The following is a 17,703-nucleotide window of genomic DNA, read 5'->3' on the forward strand; positions in this document are numbered from 1 at the left end:
CTCGACGGCCCATCGGCGGTAAAGGGCGCGCGCCATGCCCTTTACCGCCACCGTCCTGACCATGTTCCCCGAGGCCTTTCCCGGCCCGCTCGGCGTGTCGCTGATCGGCACCGCCTGGCGTGAGCGGAACCTGTGGTCGCTTGAAACAGTGGACATTCGCGCCTTTTCCGAAGATAAGCGCGGCTTCCTGGACGATACCCCCGCGGGTGGCGGTCCCGGAGCCGTACTCAAGGCGGACGTGGTGGCCAGGGCGCTCGACAGCGTATCCGGGTCAGGACGGCCGCTTTTGTACATGAGTGCCCGGGGTCGGCCCCTGACCCAGGCGCGCGTCAAGGAATGGGCGAAGGCGGACGGGATTACCGTCCTCTGCGGCCGGTTCGAGGGGGTGGACCAGCGCGTGCTCGATGCGCGCGGGTTCGAGGAGGTCGCCGTCGGCGACGCGGTCCTGGCCGGTGGCGAGGCGGCGGCGATGGTGGTGATCGAGGCGTGCGTACGACTGATCCCCGGTGTTCTGGGCCAGGCCGAAAGCCTGACATCCGAGAGCTTCGAGGACGGCCTTCTGGAACACCCGCAGTACACGCGACCGCGGACGTTCGAGGGGCTGGAGATTCCCGAGGTGCTGCTGTCGGGCGACCATAAAAAGGTCGCCGCCTGGCGTCAGTCGCAGCGGGAAGAGACCACGCGGGCGCGACGGCCGGACCTCTGGGCGGCGCGCCTTGCACAGACGACCGCGGGGCATGACCCCGCCAAATCACAGGTAAAGAGCGCAAAGCTCGAGGAGAAGTAGATATGAATATCGTCCAGCAGATTGCGGCTGAAGAAAAAGCCCGCCTGACCGCCATCCGTCCGATCCCGGCCTTCCAGCCCGGTGACACCCTGCGCGTCAACGTCAAGATCAAGGAAGGCGAGCGCGAGCGCGTCCAGGCCTTCGAAGGCGTTTGCATCGCCCGCGCCGGCGGCGGCATCAACGAGAATTTCACCGTCCGCAAGATCAGCTTCGGCGAGGGCGTCGAGCGCGTCTTTCCGCTGGTCTCGCCGATGATCGAGTCCATCGAGGTCAAGCGTCGCGGCGTCGTCCGGCGCGCCAAACTCTATTACCTGCGCGATCGTCGCGGCAAGTCGGCCCGGATCGCCGAGAAGCAGACCGTGCGCCCGGACAAGAAGGCCATCGTGCCGGAAACCGGCAAGGCCGAAACGCCCGCCGAGAGCTGATCCCCTCCGGATCACCCGAATTGATCAAGGCCCCGGCGGGATCCGCCGGGGCCTTTTTCATGGGTGTTTCGCCGAGCGGCTAGTTCGGGAACAGCGGGTTCGAGGCGTCCTTCTGCCCTTCCAGGCTGTGCTTCAGGTCGCGCATCTGGTCGTGGCCGTCCTTCACCGTCGCATAGGCGCGGCGGATGGTGTCGCGGGTCGAGTCGGAAACGTCGGAGTCTTCCAGCGCCTTTTCGAACTTCGCCTTGATGAAGTCCTCGCCGTTCTCGACCGAGTTGACGACCGCCTGTTCGTCGCGGAGCAGGGCGTGTTTGACGTCGAGGAAGGCGCGGTGGGCCTTGGCCAGGACCGAGCCGTCATCCTCGGGCTCGCCGCCCAGGGTCAGGACCGCGCCCTTCAGGTCGCCGGCCAGACCCTGGCGTTCGAAGCTGCGTTGCTCGAACAGGGTCTTGAAGCGCCGGTCCTCGGTCTCGCCGGCGGCCTCGCGATAGCCGTCGGCGCTGTCCAGGGTGGTCTCGATCAGGCTGTTCAGGACCTTGATATCGTGATGGTTGGGGGTGCTCATGATCGTGCCTTTCGCTGTGGGAGGAACAGTGAAAAAGCGCGGAAATCCCCGTTTGGTTTCAGCGTGGCCGTTTAGAGACTGGTGCGCAGCGACCACAATTCCGGGAAGCAGCGCCGCTCCAGGGTCGAGGCCAGATAGGCCACCCCCTCGGTGCCGCCGGTGCCGCGTCGGCGGCCGATGATGCGCTCGACCGTCACCACATGTTTGTGTCGCCAGGTCAGCAGGGCGTCGTCCAGGTCGACCAGTTTCTCGGCCAGCTGGTAGAGCGGCCACCAGCGGGTGGTGTCGCGATAGACCTCCAGCCACGCCGCCTCGACCCCCGCCGAGGCCACATAGGGCTGGCGCACGTCGCGGTTCAGCACCTCGGCCGGCACGGGCAGCCCCGCCGCCGCCAGCTGCGACAGGGCGTCGTCATACAGGCTGGGCGAGTCCAGGGCCGCGGTCAGGGCCGCATGGGCCTCGGGCCGGTCGACGTGGAATTTGAGGAAGCGGTCGTCTTTCAGTCCCAGCATGGTCTCGAAGCGGCGGAACTGGTCGCTCTGGAAACCGGACGAGGTCCCGAGGGCCCCGCGGAACCGCAGGTAGTCGGCCGGAGTCATGGTGGCCAGGATGTCCCAGCTCTGGGTCATCACCGCCTGGATGCGGCTGACGCGGGCCAGGCTCTTGTAGGCGGGCACCAGATCCCCGGCCCGTACAAGGCTCTGGGCCAGGGCCACCTCGTGCAGGATCTGCTTGAGCCACAGTTCCTTGGTCTGGTGGATGATGACGAACAGCATTTCGTCATGCTCGTCCGAGCGCGGATTCTGGGCGCTCAGCAGGACATCAAGGTCCAGATAGCTGGCATAGGTGATCTCGGCGGTCGCTTCGGTGCTGGGTTCGGTCATGCCCTGTCCTATCCCCGGATGGCCCGCTAGAGCCAGCCCTTGCGTTTGAACCAGACGAGCGGCATCACGGCCGCCGCCAACATGGCGACCAGGGCGAGCGGATAGCCCCAGACCTGGTGCAACTCGGGCATGTGGCGGAAATTCATGCCGTAGATCGAGGCGATCAGGGTCGGCGGCATGAAGGCGACGGCCGCCACCGAGAAGATCTTGATGATCGACGACTGTTCGATATTGATCAGGCCCAGGGCCGCCGAGAGCTGGAAATTGAGATTGGCCGCCACCGCCTGGTTGTGGGCGCTCAGGCTGGCGGCGTCGCGACTGAGGGATTTGACGTGGTCGCGGGCATCCGGATCATGGCCGATGCGGTCGTCCAGGGTGATGAAGGCGAAGACCCGCGCCAGGTCCGCCAGACTCTGCTCGATCCGGCTCGCCGCCATCTGGGCCTGGCCCAGTCGGGTGATCAGCTTTCCGAAGCCAACGGTCTTGCGGCCGGCGAAAATCTGGCCTGCGATCACCTCAACGCGTGCGGCGTTGCGCGCCAGCACGTCCGAGGCGCGGTCGATGACCGCCTCCATCAGGTTCAGGAACAGGTCAGGCGCGCTGCTGCACAGGTCCGGATCCCGATCCAGTCGCTCCTTCAGGATCGGGAAGGGGCGGGGGTCGAAATAGCGGATGGTCACAAGGGGGCCCGGGGTCATCACGAAGGTGACCGGGTCGACGGCCGGAACCTCGGCGTCGCCGTTGTGAATCAGGTCGGCGGTCAGATAGGTCGCGCCGTTCTCGCGGTACAACCGGCTCGAGGCCTCGAGTTCGGCCATCTCCGCGCGGGTCGGCAGCAACAGACCCAGCACCCGTTCGATGATCAATTCCTCGTCCCGGGTCGGGTCGATCAGGTCAACCCACAGGATGTCCGGGCCGACCACGAAGGTCGGGGACGACGGGTCCGGGGCCGGTCCGGCGGCGTCGCCCCGGCGATGGATATGGATCATACGAAGGTTCCCGGCGGCGTAAGGATGCGGCCCGACGGGCGACCGTCAGGGCTGGCCGCTGGCCCCGGTCTCGCGCGCGCCGCTGAAGGCGTCGCGGGCGTTCTTGTAGATGAATCCGTAGGTCGGATAGACGGTCGAGCCGAGGTCGCTGATCGGATTGTACCAGACCTTGACCTGGCTCCAGTCGCCGTCGCCCGATACGTCGACCACGGTGACGTTTTCCTCGACCTTGCCGCGGCTGCCGCCCCAGTTGGCGTGGGTCACGCGAATCACCCGGTCGGTCAGGATGTCGGAAACGACCGCGACATGGCCGCGGCTCATCCGGCCCTCGGGACGGAACACCAGCACCGAGCCGGTCTCCGGCGCATGGCCGGTCCGCAGGCTGTTCACCGCCTGGCTCCACCAGGTCCAGGCGTCGCCGAAGATATTGATGCCCGAGAACATCCGGGCAAAGGTCACGCACTGCCAGTAGGGATCGTCCGCTTTTGCCGGTGCCGCGCCCAGGGCAAAAAACCCGAGGGAGGCTGCAACCACGGCGGCGGTGATCCGTTTTGTCATACTGGCGTGTTTCCGATTGTTTCCGGGAAGGTAGCCTTAGACGATAGTTTCCGAAGGTTGAAGAACCCTTTCCGGGGAATTTACCCTGTCGGCGGTGTCCGTTTGCGCCGCGCGTCGCCTGTTGGCCATGCCCCGCAGCGCCGTCCGCGCCGGGCGTTCCACCAGGTGGTAGGAAGCGGCTGCGACAATCGGCAGCAGGGCGACCACGACCAGCCAGACGCCCACAGACAGCCGCTTGTCCTCGGCCCCGGTCAGCCGCGCGGCGATGTTCACCGCCAGGATCTGCCACGGCACACAGACCATATAGATCGAATAGCTGATCTCCCCCAGATAGACGGCCGGCTTCGAGGCCAGCCAGCCGGCCCCGGCATTGGTCATCGACGCCAGGCCGAGGATCAGTCCGCCGGCGAGCAGGACGGTGATCCCGTCCCACGCCCCCAGGGAGGCGCTGACTGCCATGGCCCCGGCGAACCCGGCGACCCACAGCCCGGCCCGCTTCAGCGGCGCGCGGCGATAAACCAGGTACAGGGCGCAGCCGAGGGCGAAACAGGGCACGATCCGCAGGGCACCCCAGCGGAAGGTGGCCTCGGTCAGGGAAAATCCGGCCATGGCCTCGAAGGCCAGGTACAGGCCCACCAGGAACAGGGCGGCCCCCGCCACCGCCAGCCAGGGCCGCGACCGCAGCCGCCAGGCCACGAAGGCGAAGGCCGGAAAGGCCAGATAGGCGAACCATTCGGCCGAGATCGACCAGGACGGATGGTTGAACCCGGCCGCCGGGGCGAGGCCCCAGGCATGGGTCATCGTCAACTGGGCGGGCAGGGAGGCCCAGCTCAGCACGTCGCCGTGGATGGTCATGCCGGCCGCCACTGCCGCCAGGCCCAGGACCATCACCCCGGCCAGGGTCAGCAGGTGCAGCGGATAGACGCGCGCGACCCGGGCCCACAGGAAGCCGCCGTAACGGAACTGCTTTTCGCCCGCCGCCTGAAGATAGACATGGCTGAGGATGAAGCCGGACAGGATGAAGAAGGTCTCGACCCCCAGATAACCCTTGGTCACGGCCACGGGCACGAGGCCGAAATTCAGGTCCGGCCAGAAGGTGTACATCACCACCCAGGCGGCGGCGAGAAACCGCAGGGAGGTCAGGGCGCGCAGGTCGGCGGGAGGCGAGGTCGGGGTCATGGCCGCCATCTTGCGGCATGATCGCTTGGTGAAGGGTTAAGCCGGGGGCGGGCCCGCCGGCGGGGTCGGCCCGACCGTCTCGACCACCAGTCCCGACTCCCCGGCCGTGGCCAGGGCCGCTACCGAGGCGGCGCAGCCGGTCAGGGTCTCGCCGTCGATCTTGACCACGGCGGTCAGCGGATAGGTGCGGTCGCTCATGCCGTCCGAACAGGTGGTGGCGATCAGGGCCACGGACATCGGCTTGCCCGTGCCGGTCGTGGCCTCATAGCGGGCGGTCGTCCCCTGCAGCAGCGGGCCGGGATTGTCGGCCGTCTGTTCGGGGCGGTCCACTCCGGAATAGACGATGCCCTCGGGGCTGATGGTCACGGCCCAGAAAGGCTCGTTGCCCAGGGCCCGGATCGGTCGCCCCAGATCGACCCCGGCCAGGGTGGCGGGCGAGACGTCGATCGTCGGCGCGTCGGGAACCTCGGGGGACGGCGAACAGGCGGCCAGCACAAGGATGGTCAGGCCGAACAGGGGGGCGATACGCATGACAGGCTCCGGCAGGTCGGGCCCATGGAGCGCCGCCGCCCGACAGGGGTCAAGGGGGGGCACCGACCGCAGGCGACTGCCCTATGCTGGCCGGATGACGATTCGCGTCGACGCCCCTGCCGTATCCTGTCCCGCCCCGGTTCCGGTGGCGTGGGAATTCTTCGCCGGGGGCGGGCTGGCCGGGCTGGGTCTGGCCGGGTTCAGCATCGGCCTGGCCAATGACATTGATGCGATGAAGGCCGCCGCCTTCCGCACCAACCATCCCGGCATCCCCCTGCATCAGGCCGACGTCTGGTCCCTGTCGGCGGCCGACCTGCCGGGGACGCCGGACCTGTGCTGGGCCTCGTCCCCGTGTCAGGATCTCAGTCTTGCCGGGGCGCGGGCCGGGCTGGAGGGCGTCCGCTCGGGGGCCTTCTGGGGATTCTGGCAGCTGATCCAGGCGCTGGACGCGGCGGGGCGCGCCCCGCCGGTCATCGTCGTCGAGAATGTCGCCGGACTGCTGACCTCGGGGGGCGGAGCCGATTTCGCCGCCGTCTGCGCCGCCATGGCCGCTGCCGGCTACCGCGTCGGGGCACTGGAGATGGACGCCGCCCTGTGGCTGCCCCAGTCGCGCCCGCGCCTGTTCATCGTCGCCATGCGCGGCGTCGCCGGTCCGACCGTGCCGGGGCCGGTGGCCCCCTTTCACAGTCGCCGTCTGGTCGCCGCCCACGCCCGCCTGCCGCGCGCCGCGCGGGCGGCCTGGGTCTGGTGGGCGCTGGCGGCCCCGGCGCGGCGCAATGTCGACCTGTCAGCCGTGCTGGAGCCGGACGACCGGGTCGACTGGTTCGATGCCGAGCGCACGACGGCCCTGCTGGCCCTGTGCGCACCCCTGCACCGGATCCAGCTGGAGCGGGCGCTGGCCTCCGGCGGGCGTCAGGTCGGGGCCGGCTATCGCCGCGTCCGCACCGAGGCCGGACGCAAGGTCCAGCGGCTGGAGCTGCGTTTCGACGGCCTGGCCGGCTGTCTGCGCACGCCGGCGGGCGGTTCCTCGCGGCAATATGTGGTGGTCTGTGACGCCGGCCGGATCCGCGCGCGCCGCCTGACCGGGCGTGAGGCGGCCCGGCTGATGGGGGTCGATGAGGCCTATGCCCTGCCGGCGGGCGAGGGCGCGGCGCTGAAGCTGATGGGCGACGCCGTCGCCGTGCCGGTGGTCCGGGCCCTGGCCGACGGCCTGCTGCGGCCGGCCCTGTCCGGCGGCCTCTAGGGTCAGGGCAGGCCGGGAGGGTTTGCGGCCGCGTCATCGGCCTCGGGCAGGCGGTCGGCCCGGGCGTCCCAGCCATCGCGGTCCGAGCGGAAAGCCAGGGCCATCAGGACCCAGGCCAGGGCCACGGTGCCGCCGATACCGACGGCCATGGCGATCCAGCCGTGGATCGACAGGGGGGCACCCCCGATCGCGGTCCAGATCCGCGCCGTGCCGACCGTGGCCGCCGCGGCCAGGGCCACGACCGCGACGGTCAGCAGGGCGCGTTTCAGTAGTCGGGACATGGCCGGCCTAGCGGCGCACCCACTGGCCGTCGGTATTGCGATACCACTGGCCGGTGGTCATGCGGGGCAGAAGCTGGCTCTCGAACATCCGGGCCCCGGCCACCTCGGCGGTGGTGCCCGCGGCGGTGGCGCTCTCGATATAGAGCTGCTGGCGCGCCGTATTGATGGTCTGGACCGCGACGGTCAGGTCGGGGCTGGGGGCCGGGACACGGAAGCCGAGATAGCCGTCGGCCTGTTCGCCGACGACGCCCTGGGTCTTGGCGGCGTCGACCATGGCCTTCTGGGCCGGGGTCTGGGCGATGGCAGCCCCGGCGGCGACGCCCAGGGCGGCGATGGCGGCCCCGACGACGAAGATCTTGCGCATGTTCATCTGAGCGACTCCCTAGAACAGGTTGGGGTTTTCGACGAGGAGGTCCTGGAGCTCCTTGTCGAGGCGGATGCGGACGTCGGCATCCAGCTTGGCGTAGATCTGGATCGGGTCGACCTGCAGCCGGATGGTCGGGGTACAGGCCGTCAGCCCGGCGGTGGCCAGGCCTCCCGCGAGTATCAGGCCGAGATGGCGCTTGGTGATCATGTCGTGGCGCTCCGGGTGTGCGAGGTGCGATTGCGGTGATGTAACGCGAGTCGGGGTGAATGGGTCCTGAACGGTGACGCTCAGGGCAGGCGTGGCCCGACCCCGCCGTTACGGGCGTGGTTCAGGTCCAGCAGGTCATTGACCAGCTGGTTGACGTTCAGGGTGGTGTCCAGGGTCAGGTCGATGGCCGTGCCCGACGGCAGGGGCAGGGTCTCCTTCAGGAAGTCGCGCCGGATCAGCTGGGACAGGGTCAGCCGGATTTCCTGCTTCTGCGGCGGGTCGTGGCGGCCCCTGATATGGAACAGCACCGACAGCCGGCCCTCGTCGAGGCTGTTGACCTCGGCCGTCAGCACGTCGAACGCCAGGTTCTCCATCGCCTGGTAGGCCAGGTCCTCGACCGTCGACGGCGGTACCGCCCCGCCGCCGCCGGCCTCCAGATCGCTCAGGGCCGAGCGCTGGATCGACAGCCGCCCCGGCCGTGCCGCGAACAGCGAGCCGCCGGTGACCTTGATCCCGCTGGCGGGGTCGGAGACGAAGGGCAGGCGGCCGGACACGACCGCGTCCATCTGCACCCGGTCGCCGAACCCGGCCCCGGCGATGATCTCGCCCAGCTGGACCTGGTCCAGCACGATGACCCCGGTGAAGGGCAGGTTGCGGTCCAGCGGCAGGCTGAAGGGCTCGAGCCGGATCGTCCCGCCCGCCACCACCAGCTCACCGCCCGCGACGCTGATCGTCGCCGCGTCGAGGCCGAAGGTCAGGTCGAGGTCGGTCAGGGGGGCGAAGGATTCCAGCCGGTTGGCGGTCAGCACCTGGCCGGGGGCGGTGACCAGCGGGGTCAGACTGGTGAAGGCGATGTCGCCCTTCAGCCCGGTCACCCGTCCGGCGGGGCTGGTGAAATCGATCCCGGGCACGGTCAGCAGGCCCGAGCTTGAACCCTCGCTGTCGGCGGCCCAGTCGATCCGCCCCTCGAACCGGGCCGTCCCGGTCACCGGCGGACCCAGCAGCTCGGCCAGCGGCGTCAGCTCGGCCGGCTGCAACCCGCCCTCGGCAAAGACCAGGTCGGGGGTGGTGATGTCGATGCCGCCGGTCCCGCTGCGTCCGTCATGGGCCAGCACCAGCCGCCCGAGACGATGCCCGCCACGCTCGAGGTCGAAGGTACCGCGCCAATTCTGGTCCTCCAGCCGCGCCGCGCCCGAGGCGTCGACCGGATAGAAACGCACCGGGCTGGCGGTGTCGGCGACCCGCGCCGCGTCGATCCGGGTGTCGAGGCCGATCCCGGCCGGTCCTCCGGTCGCGCTCAGGGCCCCGGCGACGTCGGCGAAACGCATGGCCAGGAAGGGGGCTTCGGCGCTCACCCCGCGCAGCGCGCCCCCGGCCTGCCAGCGGCCGTCGGCCACGGTGACCAGCGGCCGTCCGTCAGGGCAGAGGTCGCCGGTGATTCCGGTGACGTCATTGTCGCCCAGCTCCAGCCGCGCCACCGTCGTCGCGACGCAGCCGGTGGAACTGTAGGTCAGTGTGCCCCGGTTCGAGGCCAGCACGCCCCGGGTCTGCAGGGTCAGGCCGCGCGCCAGGTCGAAGTCCAGGGCCGCGCGCCCGTCCAGCTCGGCGCGGAAGCCACCGGGCGTCAGTCCCCAGGCCGGAATCGCGAACTCCGCCTCGGGCAGGCCCGGTCCGCGCGTCGCCGTCAGGTTCAGCGACCCGCCGCCCGCCTGTCCGCTGGGGGCGGCAAAGACCGGTCCGGCCGCCGGGGTCAGGGTCAGCACCCCGCCGCTGGCCGGGACCAGCCGCACAGGCCGGTCCATCACCACCCGCACCCCGGGCTCGCCGGCCGACAGGGTCAGGCCCGGCGCGCTCAGCGAAAAGTCGCCGAGGGCCTGTTTCATCGCCGCCAGATCCGGCAGGTCGTCGGCCCTGACCGTCCCGAACAGGGGCCAGGCCCCGTGGGCCGCCTGCAGCGATCCCGTCGCATCCAGCCGCAGCCCGGCGTCAAAGATCAGATCCAGATCCAGCGCTCCGGCCACATCCTTCAGGCTCAGGTCGCTCCACACCAGTTGCCGCGCCGTCAGTCGCACGGGCCCGCTGGCCTCGACCGCCGCGCCCCGGCCGCCGACGGTGAAGCGTGATCCGCCCAGGTCCAGGCCGGTGCCGTCCACCCCCGCGCCGCGCGCCCGGGCGGCGCGCAGGTTCGCGGCACCGTCGAGACGCCAGGCCAGGCCGCGATCATTATGATCGACCTCGGTGCGGGCTTCCGTCAGGCCAAGCCGCACGGTCCGAAGGTCGAGGTCCTGACCCTCGATCCGGTCGGCCGTCAGGCCGAGGTCGCTCTGGCCCGCGACCTTGACGGCATTGGTCCAGCCCTCGACCTGTCCGGCGAAGTCCAGGCTGGCCACGGCCGCCCCGGCCTCAATGCCGTTGCCCCCGATCCGGTCACCCGTCAGCCGGGCGTTCAGCATCGCCCGGCCGGTCATCTGTCTGGCCTTGCTGTCCGGATAGGGCAGGTCCCCGGTCGCGGTCAGCCGCAGACCGCGCCCGCTCCAGCCCTGCAGATCCGCCTGGTCCGCGGTTGCGGCCAGTCGTAGCGCCATCCGGTCACCGGTGGTGATCAGGCTCAGGGTCCCGCCCAGTCCCCGGGCCAGATCGCCGTCCCGGCCCAGCGGCTGGGCCGGCAGCACGGCCGTCAGCTGCATCAGCCGGCCGTCCTCGACACGGGCGTCGGCGCGCAGCGCGACGGGCCCCTGGTCGGTGGTCAGCCGGACCTGTCCACCCTCGACGAGGATGCGGGGCCCGGGGGTCACGTCGCTGGGCGGCCGGGCCATCAGACGGGTGATCATCGGATCCAGCGATCCGAACGACAATTTGCCGTCGTGCCAGCCGGCCCGGATGACCGGCCGCACCAGACGGATGCGATCCGGGGTCAGGCCGGCACCGCCGGACGACCAGGGCAGGGTGATGCCATAGTCGACCTCGACCCGGTCCACCACCAGATCGGGGGCCTCGGCCGGCCCCAGTCGCACCCGCGCGACGATGCCGTCCAGGGTGACGCGGTCGACCGTGACATCGGCCTCGACCCCCTGGCTCTCGAGCCAGCCGACCAGGACCTCGCGGGTTACCGACCGGCGGTTGAGATAGAGGGCGGCCAGCAGGATCAGAAGGCCGGCGACCAGCCCCACGGCGACGCGGCGACCGCGTCCCGTCTGCGCCCGTCGGGCGGTCGGGCGGGGGGCGTCACTCACCGGTTGATCCATCGGAGTCCTGAAGTGGGACGGTGGCGGAACAGATGAGCATTCCTGCCATAGACAGCATCACTAACGTTGCTGATTGAACACTGTAGCGTTGCACTTCAGACACTTTCAGTTCGGCTGCGGTAACGGGACGGGCGGATGAGTCGTTGGAGGCGCGATTTTTACCCTAACGCCGTGAATAGACTGTTCGCTCCCGGCGGGGGACGCCATGTTGGTGCCTGTAATACCGCTGAAACGGACAGCGGTTAATCATTTGTAACCCTGATGCTTCCCATGATGGATTTGACGGGTTATATCGCTCGCTTCGCGACCCATGGGGCTCCTGGGCGCGATCCTTGCTTGAAGTGACTTGGCGCCGTGTGGCGTCGTAGTATGTCGGGGACCGATGGCTCAGTTCGACCCACGTCGCCAGCCGATGCGTATCGCACCGCACGCCCTCACGGCGGTGGCCGCGATCTCGGTGGCGCTGCTCGCTGGACGGGTTTACCAACCCGCTCATGCGGTAGAGGCTCCGTCTCTGACCCAGCAAGAATTTTCCGTGCTTGAGGCCCAGGCCTTTGCGACGGCCGGCATGCCCGAGGGGCTGACGGCCCCGGAGGCCATCCCCGTCCAGATCCGCCGCGGCGAGACGTTCGAACAGGCTGTCCGCCGCACCGGCATCGGTGCCGAGGAGGCCAGTGCCGTCGCCGCGACCATCGCCAGTGCCTTTGATCTCAAGGATCTTCGCGCCGGCCTCCGTTTCGAAACCGCCATCTCACAGCCCCGCGCCGGTCGCGGCGACGCCCGTCTGATCGGCCTGACCATGCGTACGGGTCCGGCCAGCCAGCTCACCGTGTCACGCAGCTTCGACGGCGCGCTGCGCCTGCGCGCGCTCGACGAGAAGGTGACCGACGAAACCGTGGTCCTGCACGGCGAGGTCCGCGGATCCCTGTCGTCCTCTGCCCAGCGGGCCGGGGCCCCGGCTGCGGTCCGGCGTCGCGCGATCCAGCTGTTCGCCCACAAATTCGATCTGGACCGCGATGTCCGCGCCAGTGACGACTATACCTTCGTCTTCCCCCGCTCGGTGACCGAGAACGGCCGCACGGTCAGCTCCGGCGACCTGCTCTATGCCGAGCTGAAGGGCGTGGTCTTCTACCGCTTCAAGGTTCCGGGCGAACGTGAGGCCCAGTATTTCGACGCCACCGGCAAGAATATGCGCTCGACCATGATGCGCACGCCGCTGGACCGGGGCTTCCGCATCTCCTCGACCTTCGGCTTCCGTCGTCATCCGATCGCCGGCTATCGCAAGATGCACCAGGGGATGGATTTCGCCGCCGGCACCGGCACCCCGGTCATCGCCCCCGCCGACGGCGTGGTGGTCGAGGCCCGGCGCTGGGGCGGCTACGGCAACTGGCTGCGGATCCGCCACGCCAACGGACTGGAAAGCGGCTACGGCCACCTGTCGCGTTACGGTTCGGGCATCCGGGCCGGCCAGCGCGTCCGCCAGGGCCAGGTCGTCGCCTATGTCGGCTCGACCGGGGCCTCCACCGGACCGCACCTGCATTACGAGATCTGGCGCAACGGCCAGCGGATCAACCCCGCCGGCATCCGCACCTCCGAGGGCACGATCCTGTCAGGGTCTGACCTGGCCGCCTTCCGCGCCGAAAAGGCCCGGATCGATCGCATCATCGCCGCCGGCGGTGAGCGCAAGCCGGCGGTGCTGGAAGCCTCGGTCGAAGGTCTGCGTCCCGCCCGCGCCTAGGGCCCGCACTCCCGCCCCTTCAGCGAATCGACCCGGCCTGGCCGCGCGTCCGCATGGCCTCGACCGCCGCGATCAGCCGCTCGAGGTCCGCCGGACCGGACAGCCGATGATCGCCGCCCTCGATCAGATCCAGCCGTACATCCCCCCCGGTCAGCTGTTCCGTCAGGGCCAGGGCGTGTCGCCACGGCACAACAGCATCGGCCCGTCCCTGCAGGATGTGAACCGGGGTGGCGAGGGTGATCGCCCCGTCCAGCAACAGCCAGGTCCGGGCCTCCTCGAACATCGCCCGCGTCAGGACATAGGGACCCGGTCCCTCCTCGACGATCACCGTCTCGCCGTCGCGCAGGATGGCCTGCCGCTCGTGGTCGGCCAGGCCGGGCCACATCAGCCGTTCGGTAAAGTCCTGGGCCGGATTGACCAGCACCAGTCCGGCCATCCGCTCCGGCCGGGCCAGGGCCAGCAGCAGGGCGATCCAGCCGCCCATCGACGATCCGACCGGGATGACCGGCCCGTCGAGACTGTCGATCAGGGCCACCGCGTCCTCGCGCCAGCGCCCGATCGTCGCCTGCCGCCAGTCCCCCGACGACCGACCGTGGGCGAAATGATCGTAGCGCACGAAGGTCCAGCCGCGCTCGCGGGCCGCCGCTTCCAGCACCAGGGCCTTGGTCCCTTCCATGTCCGATCGGAAGCCACCGATCCAGACGACGGTGGGGGCCGTCCCCACGGTGGCGCGAAAGGCCAGTCGCTCGCCGTCGGGGCGCGTCAGATAGCGGATCGTGTCGTCATTCATGGCCGTTCCTCTCGCCCAATCGTTCCCGGCCTGATAGCGAACCCTGACCGATGAAGCGAAGGCGAATGCACGTGCCCGACTCCAGGAACGCCCCGAAGGTGCTGTTCGTCACCTCCAACCGCATCGGCGACTGCGTGATCTCCTCGGGCATCATTCGCGAGATCGGACGGCAATTGCCGGGGGCGGCGATCACCGTCGCCTGCGGCCGTCCGCCGGCCCCGCTGTTCCGCTCGGCCCCGGGCGTCGAGCGGGTCATCATTCTCGACAAGAAGAAGGCGGCCGGCCACTGGCTTGACCTGTGGAAACAGGTCGTCGGCACGCGCTGGGACCTGGTCATCGACATTCGCGGCTCGGCGCTCAGCTATCTGATCCCGGCCCGGCGACGCGTGGTCTACAACCGCCGCTGGGAAACCGGGGTGCGCAAGGTCGAGATGGTATCGCGCCTGATGGGGGCGTCCGGGACGATGGAGCCCGAGATCTTCCTCGACGCGCAGTCCGACGCAGACCGCCGGGCGGTGCTCGCGCCGCAACTCGCCGCCGGCAGCGGCCCCGGTCCGATCCTTGCCCTCGCCCCGATCGCCCATCAGCCGGGCAAGAGCTGGCCCGCCGACCGCTGGGGCGAGCTGGTGGAACGGCTGAAGGCGGACTCCCGGTTCGACGGCTGGCGCTTCATGGCCGTCGGCGGACCCGGTGACCGGCCTCCGGCCACCCCGGCCCTCGAGGCGGCCGGTCCGCGTGGCATCGACTTCATCGGCAAGGGCGACATCCTGGCCTCGGCCGATGCCATCGCCGCCGCCGACCTGTTCGTCGGCAATGATTCCGGCCTGATGCACGTCGCCGCCGCCCTGGGCCGGCCGACCCTGGGCCTGTTCGGGCCCACCGAATGGTGGCTGTACGGGCCGTGGGGCACGACCACCCGCACCGTCGCCTCCAATGAGAGACGCGGGGCCTTCGCGCCGATCGAGGCCCTGTCCGTCGATCAGGTGTTTGCGGCCGTCCTGGCCCTGCATGCGGACTTCATCGCATCGCCGTCACCGGCTGCGCCTTGAAGTCAGGCCCTTTCGCGGGCATATAGCGAACCTTGGAGAACGCGATCGTCGATCGTGCGTTTTCTCCTGCAAGTCCATCTACCCTTCCGACCACACAAGGAAACGACGCCCATTCGCCGTCCGATGAACCAGCCGCCCGTCAAGGACGGGCCGCCCATGAACCAAGACATCCGCGCGCCGCGCGTTCTGCTGATTGATCAGAACGGTGAGAAGCAGGGCGTCATGCCCACGTCGGCCGCGCTTGAGGCCGCCGAGGAGGCGGGTATGGATCTGGTTCAGATCGTGTCCACGTCCGAGCCGCCGGTCTGCAAGATTCTCGACTACGGCAAATTCCGTTTCCAGGAACAGAAGAAGAAGGCCGAGGCGCGCAAGCGTCAGAAGGTCGTCGAGCTGAAAGAGATCAAGCTCCGCCCGAACATCGACGTGCACGACTACGAGGTGAAGACCAAGGCGATGCACCGCTTCTTCGACGAGGGTGACAAGGTCAAGGTGACCCTGCGTTTCCGCGGCCGTGAAATGGCCCACCCGGAACTGGGCATGAAACTGCTCAACAAGGTCCAGGCCGATTTCGACGAAATCGCCAAGGTCGAATATGCGCCCCGCATGGAAGGCCGCCAGATGATCATGATCCTGGCCCCACGCTGACGGAATAGACCCCGATAAAGACAAACGCCCCGGCCCTGCGGCCGGGGCGTTTTTCGTTTCCGAACTCCGTTCGGCGAGCGTCCGGGGTTATTTTATGGCAAAATCGCGTCCCGGTAGCGCTTTTCAAACCGGACCCGCCGCGCGATAAACGGCCGGTGGGGAGGGCAGCGGGAACCGCGGTCCGGCACGGAACAGGGGTAAATATGATCCGATCACTTCTCGCGGCGGGGGCGCTTGCCCTGACGGCTGCTGTGGCCCTGCCTGCGGTTGCGCAGCCGGCTCCGCCGCCGATCGAGGCCTATGCCTCCCTGCCGGCCCTGTCGAACCTGGCCCTCTCGCCGAACGGCGAGCGTATCGCCTTCATCGGCCAGGTCGGCGCCAGTCGTCGCCTCGGCGTCCAGACCGTTTCCGGCGAGCCCCTGGGTGTGGTCGATATCGGCACCCAGAAGGTCCGCAGCGTGCGCTGGGCCGACGACGATCACGTGCTGATCTATACCTCCAGCTTCACCGATCTCGCCGGCATGGCGACCGAGCGCGAATTCTACACGGCCCAGTCCTACAATGTGCGGACCCGCCGGTTTGTGGCCCTGCTCAACCGGACGGTCGGCGGCGGGGCCAATATGGCCAGCACCCGCATCTCCGGAGGGGCTGGCGTGGTCAATATTCTGGCCGGGCCGCCGTTCGTCCATGTTGTCAACGGCGTGCCGCGGACCTTCGTCACCAGCTATGATCGGGAATTCCAGCTCAAGACCTTCGAGGTCGACCTGGACACCGGCATCGGCACCCCGCGTGACGATTTCAACGGCGTGATGGGCCCCGATGGCCGCGCCGTGGCGGAGGCCGGCTGGGACTCCAGCCGGGGGCGCTGGTGGGTGTCCGCCCGGCGCGCGGTCGGTCTGGCCCAGATCTGGACCAGCGAGGACCATATGATCGATACCCCCAGCCTGCTGGGTTTCGGCCGGACCGACGAGTCCGTGATCGTCCGGGTGCCAGAGGACGGCGGTGATCACCTCTATGAAATCCCGCTGGACGGCAGCGAGCCGCGCAAGCTGGCCTTCGGCAATGTCGGTGAGGCCTCGCCGATCTATCACCCGCGCACCGGGGCCCTGCTGGGCTTCTATTTCCTCGGCGACAATGACCGGGAATATGTGTTCACCGAGGAACGGATGGGCGGGGCCTGGGCCTCGGTCATGGCCGCCTATCCCGACCAGGATGTCTCACTGGTCTCGTCGACGCCCGATTTCACAAAACTGATCGTCCAGACCCAGGGTGAAGGCGATACGGGCACCTACCAGCTCGTCGACCTGACCGCCGGTCGCGCGGTCCGGATCGGGTCGCAGTATCCGGCCATCCCCGCCGAGGCGATCGGCGAGGTGCGCTTCATCCACTATGCCGCCGCCGACGGCACCGACATCCCCGCCTATCTGACCCTGCCGCCCGGACGGGACGTGGCCGACCTGCCGCTGATCGTCATGCCGCACGGTGGGCCCCAGGCGCGCGACGAGCCGGGCTTCGACTACTGGGCCCAGCTGCTGGCCTCGCGCGGCTATGCGGTTCTGCAGCCGCAGTTCCGTGGCTCCGTCGGCTTCGGCAAGGCCCATTATGAGGCCGGCTTCGGCGAATGGGGTCGCAAGATGCAGACGGACCTGTCCGACGGCGTCCGCTATCTGGCCGCTGAAGGCATCGCCGATCCGGCGCGGGTCTGCATCTGGGGCTGGAGCTATGGGGGCTATGCGGCCATGGCCGGCCCGACCATCGACCCGGGCGTCTATCGCTGTGCCGCCGCCGGTGCCGGCGTCTCGGACCTGCCGCGCATGCTGGACTGGGAACGGGACCAGACCGGCGGTCGCGACACCCCGGTGATGCGCTACTGGAAGCGGTTCATGGGCGCGACGCGCATCAATGACGGCAGTCTCGCCGAGGTCTCGCCGACCCGGATGGTCCAGAATGCCAATGTGCCGATCCTGCTGATCCATGGCCGCGACGACAGCGTCGTGCCCTATGCCCAGTCGGAGATGTTCGCGACGGCCCTGCGTCGGGCCGGCAAGGATGTTGAAATGGTCGATCTGGTGGGCGAGGACCACTGGCTCTCGAGCGCCGCGGGCCGCCTGGCGGTATTCCAGGCCCTGATCCCCTTCCTCGAGCAGCACAACCCGCCCCGCTGATCCGACCCGCCGCCTCACGCGCCCCGGCCGTGAGGCGGCATCCGGTCGGGCAGGC

18 protein-coding genes are annotated in these 17,703 nt (G+C 69.1%); 7 read left to right on the forward strand and 11 right to left on the reverse strand.

From position 1 onward, the window contains the following. Positions 1-34 precede the first annotated feature (34 nt). Positions 35-787 (forward strand): tRNA (guanosine(37)-N1)-methyltransferase TrmD, encoded by a 753-nt coding sequence (gene trmD, locus PSV00_RS08605; protein ID WP_300446114.1) that lies wholly within the window; start codon positions 35-37, stop codon positions 785-787. 2 nt (positions 788-789) lie between these two features. Then, positions 790-1,212: a 50S ribosomal protein L19 gene (gene rplS, locus PSV00_RS08610; RefSeq protein WP_300446115.1), complete on the forward strand. Its 423-nt coding sequence runs from the start codon at positions 790-792 to the stop codon at positions 1,210-1,212. A 79-nt stretch (positions 1,213-1,291) separates the two neighbouring features. Here rplS and PSV00_RS08615 read toward each other — a convergent pair whose 3' ends face one another. The 6 genes from PSV00_RS08615 to PSV00_RS08640 all read right to left on the reverse strand — a co-directional run bounded on the left by PSV00_RS08615 (position 1,292) and on the right by PSV00_RS08640 (position 5,918). Beyond that, entirely contained in the window at positions 1,292-1,777 is a 486-nt protein-coding gene (locus PSV00_RS08615; protein WP_300446116.1) for a PA2169 family four-helix-bundle protein, read from the reverse strand. Between the two features lie 71 nt (positions 1,778-1,848). Beyond that, positions 1,849-2,661 (reverse strand): tryptophan 2,3-dioxygenase, encoded by an 813-nt coding sequence (locus PSV00_RS08620; RefSeq protein WP_300446117.1) that lies wholly within the window; start codon positions 2,659-2,661, stop codon positions 1,849-1,851. Between the two features lie 26 nt (positions 2,662-2,687). Then, positions 2,688-3,650 carry a magnesium transporter CorA family protein gene (locus PSV00_RS08625; RefSeq protein ID WP_300446118.1) on the reverse strand — a complete coding sequence of 321 codons (963 nt, stop codon included), beginning with the start codon at positions 3,648-3,650 and terminating at the stop codon, positions 2,688-2,690. A 45-nt stretch (positions 3,651-3,695) separates the two neighbouring features. Further along, the gene (locus PSV00_RS08630) at positions 3,696-4,208 is read right to left on the reverse strand and encodes a CHAP domain-containing protein (protein ID WP_300446119.1); all 513 of its coding nucleotides are present in this window, start codon (positions 4,206-4,208) and stop codon (positions 3,696-3,698) included. Positions 4,209-4,244: 36 nt separating this feature from the next. Then, positions 4,245-5,387 carry an acyltransferase gene (locus tag PSV00_RS08635; protein WP_300446120.1) on the reverse strand — a complete coding sequence of 381 codons (1,143 nt, stop codon included), beginning with the start codon at positions 5,385-5,387 and terminating at the stop codon, positions 4,245-4,247. A gap of 36 nt (positions 5,388-5,423) precedes the next feature. Continuing rightward, entirely contained in the window at positions 5,424-5,918 is a 495-nt protein-coding gene (locus PSV00_RS08640; RefSeq protein ID WP_300446121.1) for a hypothetical protein, read from the reverse strand. A 94-nt stretch (positions 5,919-6,012) separates the two neighbouring features. Here PSV00_RS08640 and PSV00_RS08645 point away from each other — a divergent pair, with 94 nt between their 5' ends. Continuing rightward, positions 6,013-7,161 (forward strand): DNA cytosine methyltransferase, encoded by a 1,149-nt coding sequence (locus tag PSV00_RS08645; protein WP_300446122.1) that lies wholly within the window; start codon positions 6,013-6,015, stop codon positions 7,159-7,161. A 2-nt stretch (positions 7,162-7,163) separates the two neighbouring features. Here the strand turns inward: PSV00_RS08645 and PSV00_RS08650 are convergent, their stop codons facing one another. The 4 genes from PSV00_RS08650 to PSV00_RS08665 form a co-directional block, all read right to left on the reverse strand. Further along, positions 7,164-7,442: a hypothetical protein gene (locus tag PSV00_RS08650; protein ID WP_300446123.1), complete on the reverse strand. Its 279-nt coding sequence runs from the start codon at positions 7,440-7,442 to the stop codon at positions 7,164-7,166. Between the two features lie 7 nt (positions 7,443-7,449). After that, a complete protein-coding gene (locus PSV00_RS08655) occupies positions 7,450-7,812 on the reverse strand; it encodes a YdbL family protein (protein ID WP_300446124.1) in 363 nt (120 codons plus the stop codon). A gap of 12 nt (positions 7,813-7,824) precedes the next feature. After that, positions 7,825-8,016: a YnbE family lipoprotein gene (locus tag PSV00_RS08660; protein WP_300446125.1), complete on the reverse strand. Its 192-nt coding sequence runs from the start codon at positions 8,014-8,016 to the stop codon at positions 7,825-7,827. Positions 8,017-8,096: 80 nt separating this feature from the next. Then, positions 8,097-11,249 carry a YdbH domain-containing protein gene (locus PSV00_RS08665; protein WP_300446126.1) on the reverse strand — a complete coding sequence of 1,051 codons (3,153 nt, stop codon included), beginning with the start codon at positions 11,247-11,249 and terminating at the stop codon, positions 8,097-8,099. A gap of 547 nt (positions 11,250-11,796) precedes the next feature. Here PSV00_RS08665 and PSV00_RS08670 point away from each other — a divergent pair. Beyond that, on the forward strand, positions 11,797-12,999 hold the full coding sequence (locus PSV00_RS08670; protein ID WP_300446127.1) for a M23 family metallopeptidase: 1,203 nt from the start codon (positions 11,797-11,799) through the stop codon (positions 12,997-12,999). A gap of 19 nt (positions 13,000-13,018) precedes the next feature. Here the strand turns inward: PSV00_RS08670 and PSV00_RS08675 are convergent, their stop codons facing one another. Continuing rightward, complete coding sequence (locus tag PSV00_RS08675; RefSeq protein ID WP_300446128.1) at positions 13,019-13,789, reverse strand: alpha/beta hydrolase; 771 nt, start codon at positions 13,787-13,789, stop codon at positions 13,019-13,021. A 71-nt stretch (positions 13,790-13,860) separates the two neighbouring features. On the opposite strand from PSV00_RS08675, the gene PSV00_RS08680 reads away from it, so the two are divergent. The 3 genes from PSV00_RS08680 to PSV00_RS08690 all read left to right on the forward strand — a co-directional run bounded on the left by PSV00_RS08680 (position 13,861) and on the right by PSV00_RS08690 (position 17,648). Continuing rightward, positions 13,861-14,838 carry a glycosyltransferase family 9 protein gene (locus PSV00_RS08680; protein ID WP_300446129.1) on the forward strand — a complete coding sequence of 326 codons (978 nt, stop codon included), beginning with the start codon at positions 13,861-13,863 and terminating at the stop codon, positions 14,836-14,838. Between the two features lie 123 nt (positions 14,839-14,961). After that, positions 14,962-15,483: a translation initiation factor IF-3 gene (gene infC / locus PSV00_RS08685; protein WP_300446211.1), complete on the forward strand. Its 522-nt coding sequence runs from the start codon at positions 14,962-14,964 to the stop codon at positions 15,481-15,483. Positions 15,484-15,686: 203 nt separating this feature from the next. Beyond that, positions 15,687-17,648 (forward strand): S9 family peptidase, encoded by a 1,962-nt coding sequence (locus PSV00_RS08690; RefSeq protein WP_300446130.1) that lies wholly within the window; start codon positions 15,687-15,689, stop codon positions 17,646-17,648. Positions 17,649-17,703: the final 55 nt, after the last annotated feature.

The organism is Brevundimonas sp. (assembly GCF_029945885.1).
Taxonomy (GTDB): Bacteria; Pseudomonadota; Alphaproteobacteria; order Caulobacterales; family Caulobacteraceae; genus Brevundimonas.

What these genes read in the sequence shown, in the direction of transcription:
- trmD (WP_300446114.1), top strand. Translation starts at nt 35, where the DNA reads ATGCCCTTTACCGCCACCGTCCTGACCATGTTCCCCGAGGCCTTTCCC.
- rplS (WP_300446115.1), top strand. Translation starts at nt 790, where the DNA reads ATGAATATCGTCCAGCAGATTGCGGCTGAAGAAAAAGCCCGCCTGACC.
- PSV00_RS08615 (WP_300446116.1), bottom strand. Translation starts at nt 1,777, where the DNA reads ATGAGCACCCCCAACCATCACGATATCAAGGTCCTGAACAGCCTGATC.
- PSV00_RS08620 (WP_300446117.1), bottom strand. Translation starts at nt 2,661, where the DNA reads ATGACCGAACCCAGCACCGAAGCGACCGCCGAGATCACCTATGCCAGC.
- PSV00_RS08625 (WP_300446118.1), bottom strand. Translation starts at nt 3,650, where the DNA reads ATGATCCATATCCATCGCCGGGGCGACGCCGCCGGACCGGCCCCGGAC.
- PSV00_RS08630 (WP_300446119.1), bottom strand. Translation starts at nt 4,208, where the DNA reads ATGACAAAACGGATCACCGCCGCCGTGGTTGCAGCCTCCCTCGGGTTT.
- PSV00_RS08635 (WP_300446120.1), bottom strand. Translation starts at nt 5,387, where the DNA reads ATGACCCCGACCTCGCCTCCCGCCGACCTGCGCGCCCTGACCTCCCTG.
- PSV00_RS08640 (WP_300446121.1), bottom strand. Translation starts at nt 5,918, where the DNA reads ATGCGTATCGCCCCCCTGTTCGGCCTGACCATCCTTGTGCTGGCCGCC.
- PSV00_RS08645 (WP_300446122.1), top strand. Translation starts at nt 6,013, where the DNA reads ATGACGATTCGCGTCGACGCCCCTGCCGTATCCTGTCCCGCCCCGGTT.
- PSV00_RS08650 (WP_300446123.1), bottom strand. Translation starts at nt 7,442, where the DNA reads ATGTCCCGACTACTGAAACGCGCCCTGCTGACCGTCGCGGTCGTGGCC.
- PSV00_RS08655 (WP_300446124.1), bottom strand. Translation starts at nt 7,812, where the DNA reads ATGAACATGCGCAAGATCTTCGTCGTCGGGGCCGCCATCGCCGCCCTG.
- PSV00_RS08660 (WP_300446125.1), bottom strand. Translation starts at nt 8,016, where the DNA reads ATGATCACCAAGCGCCATCTCGGCCTGATACTCGCGGGAGGCCTGGCC.
- PSV00_RS08675 (WP_300446128.1), bottom strand. Translation starts at nt 13,789, where the DNA reads ATGAATGACGACACGATCCGCTATCTGACGCGCCCCGACGGCGAGCGA.
- infC (WP_300446211.1), top strand. Translation starts at nt 14,962, where the DNA reads ATGAACCAGCCGCCCGTCAAGGACGGGCCGCCCATGAACCAAGACATC.
- PSV00_RS08690 (WP_300446130.1), top strand. Translation starts at nt 15,687, where the DNA reads ATGATCCGATCACTTCTCGCGGCGGGGGCGCTTGCCCTGACGGCTGCT.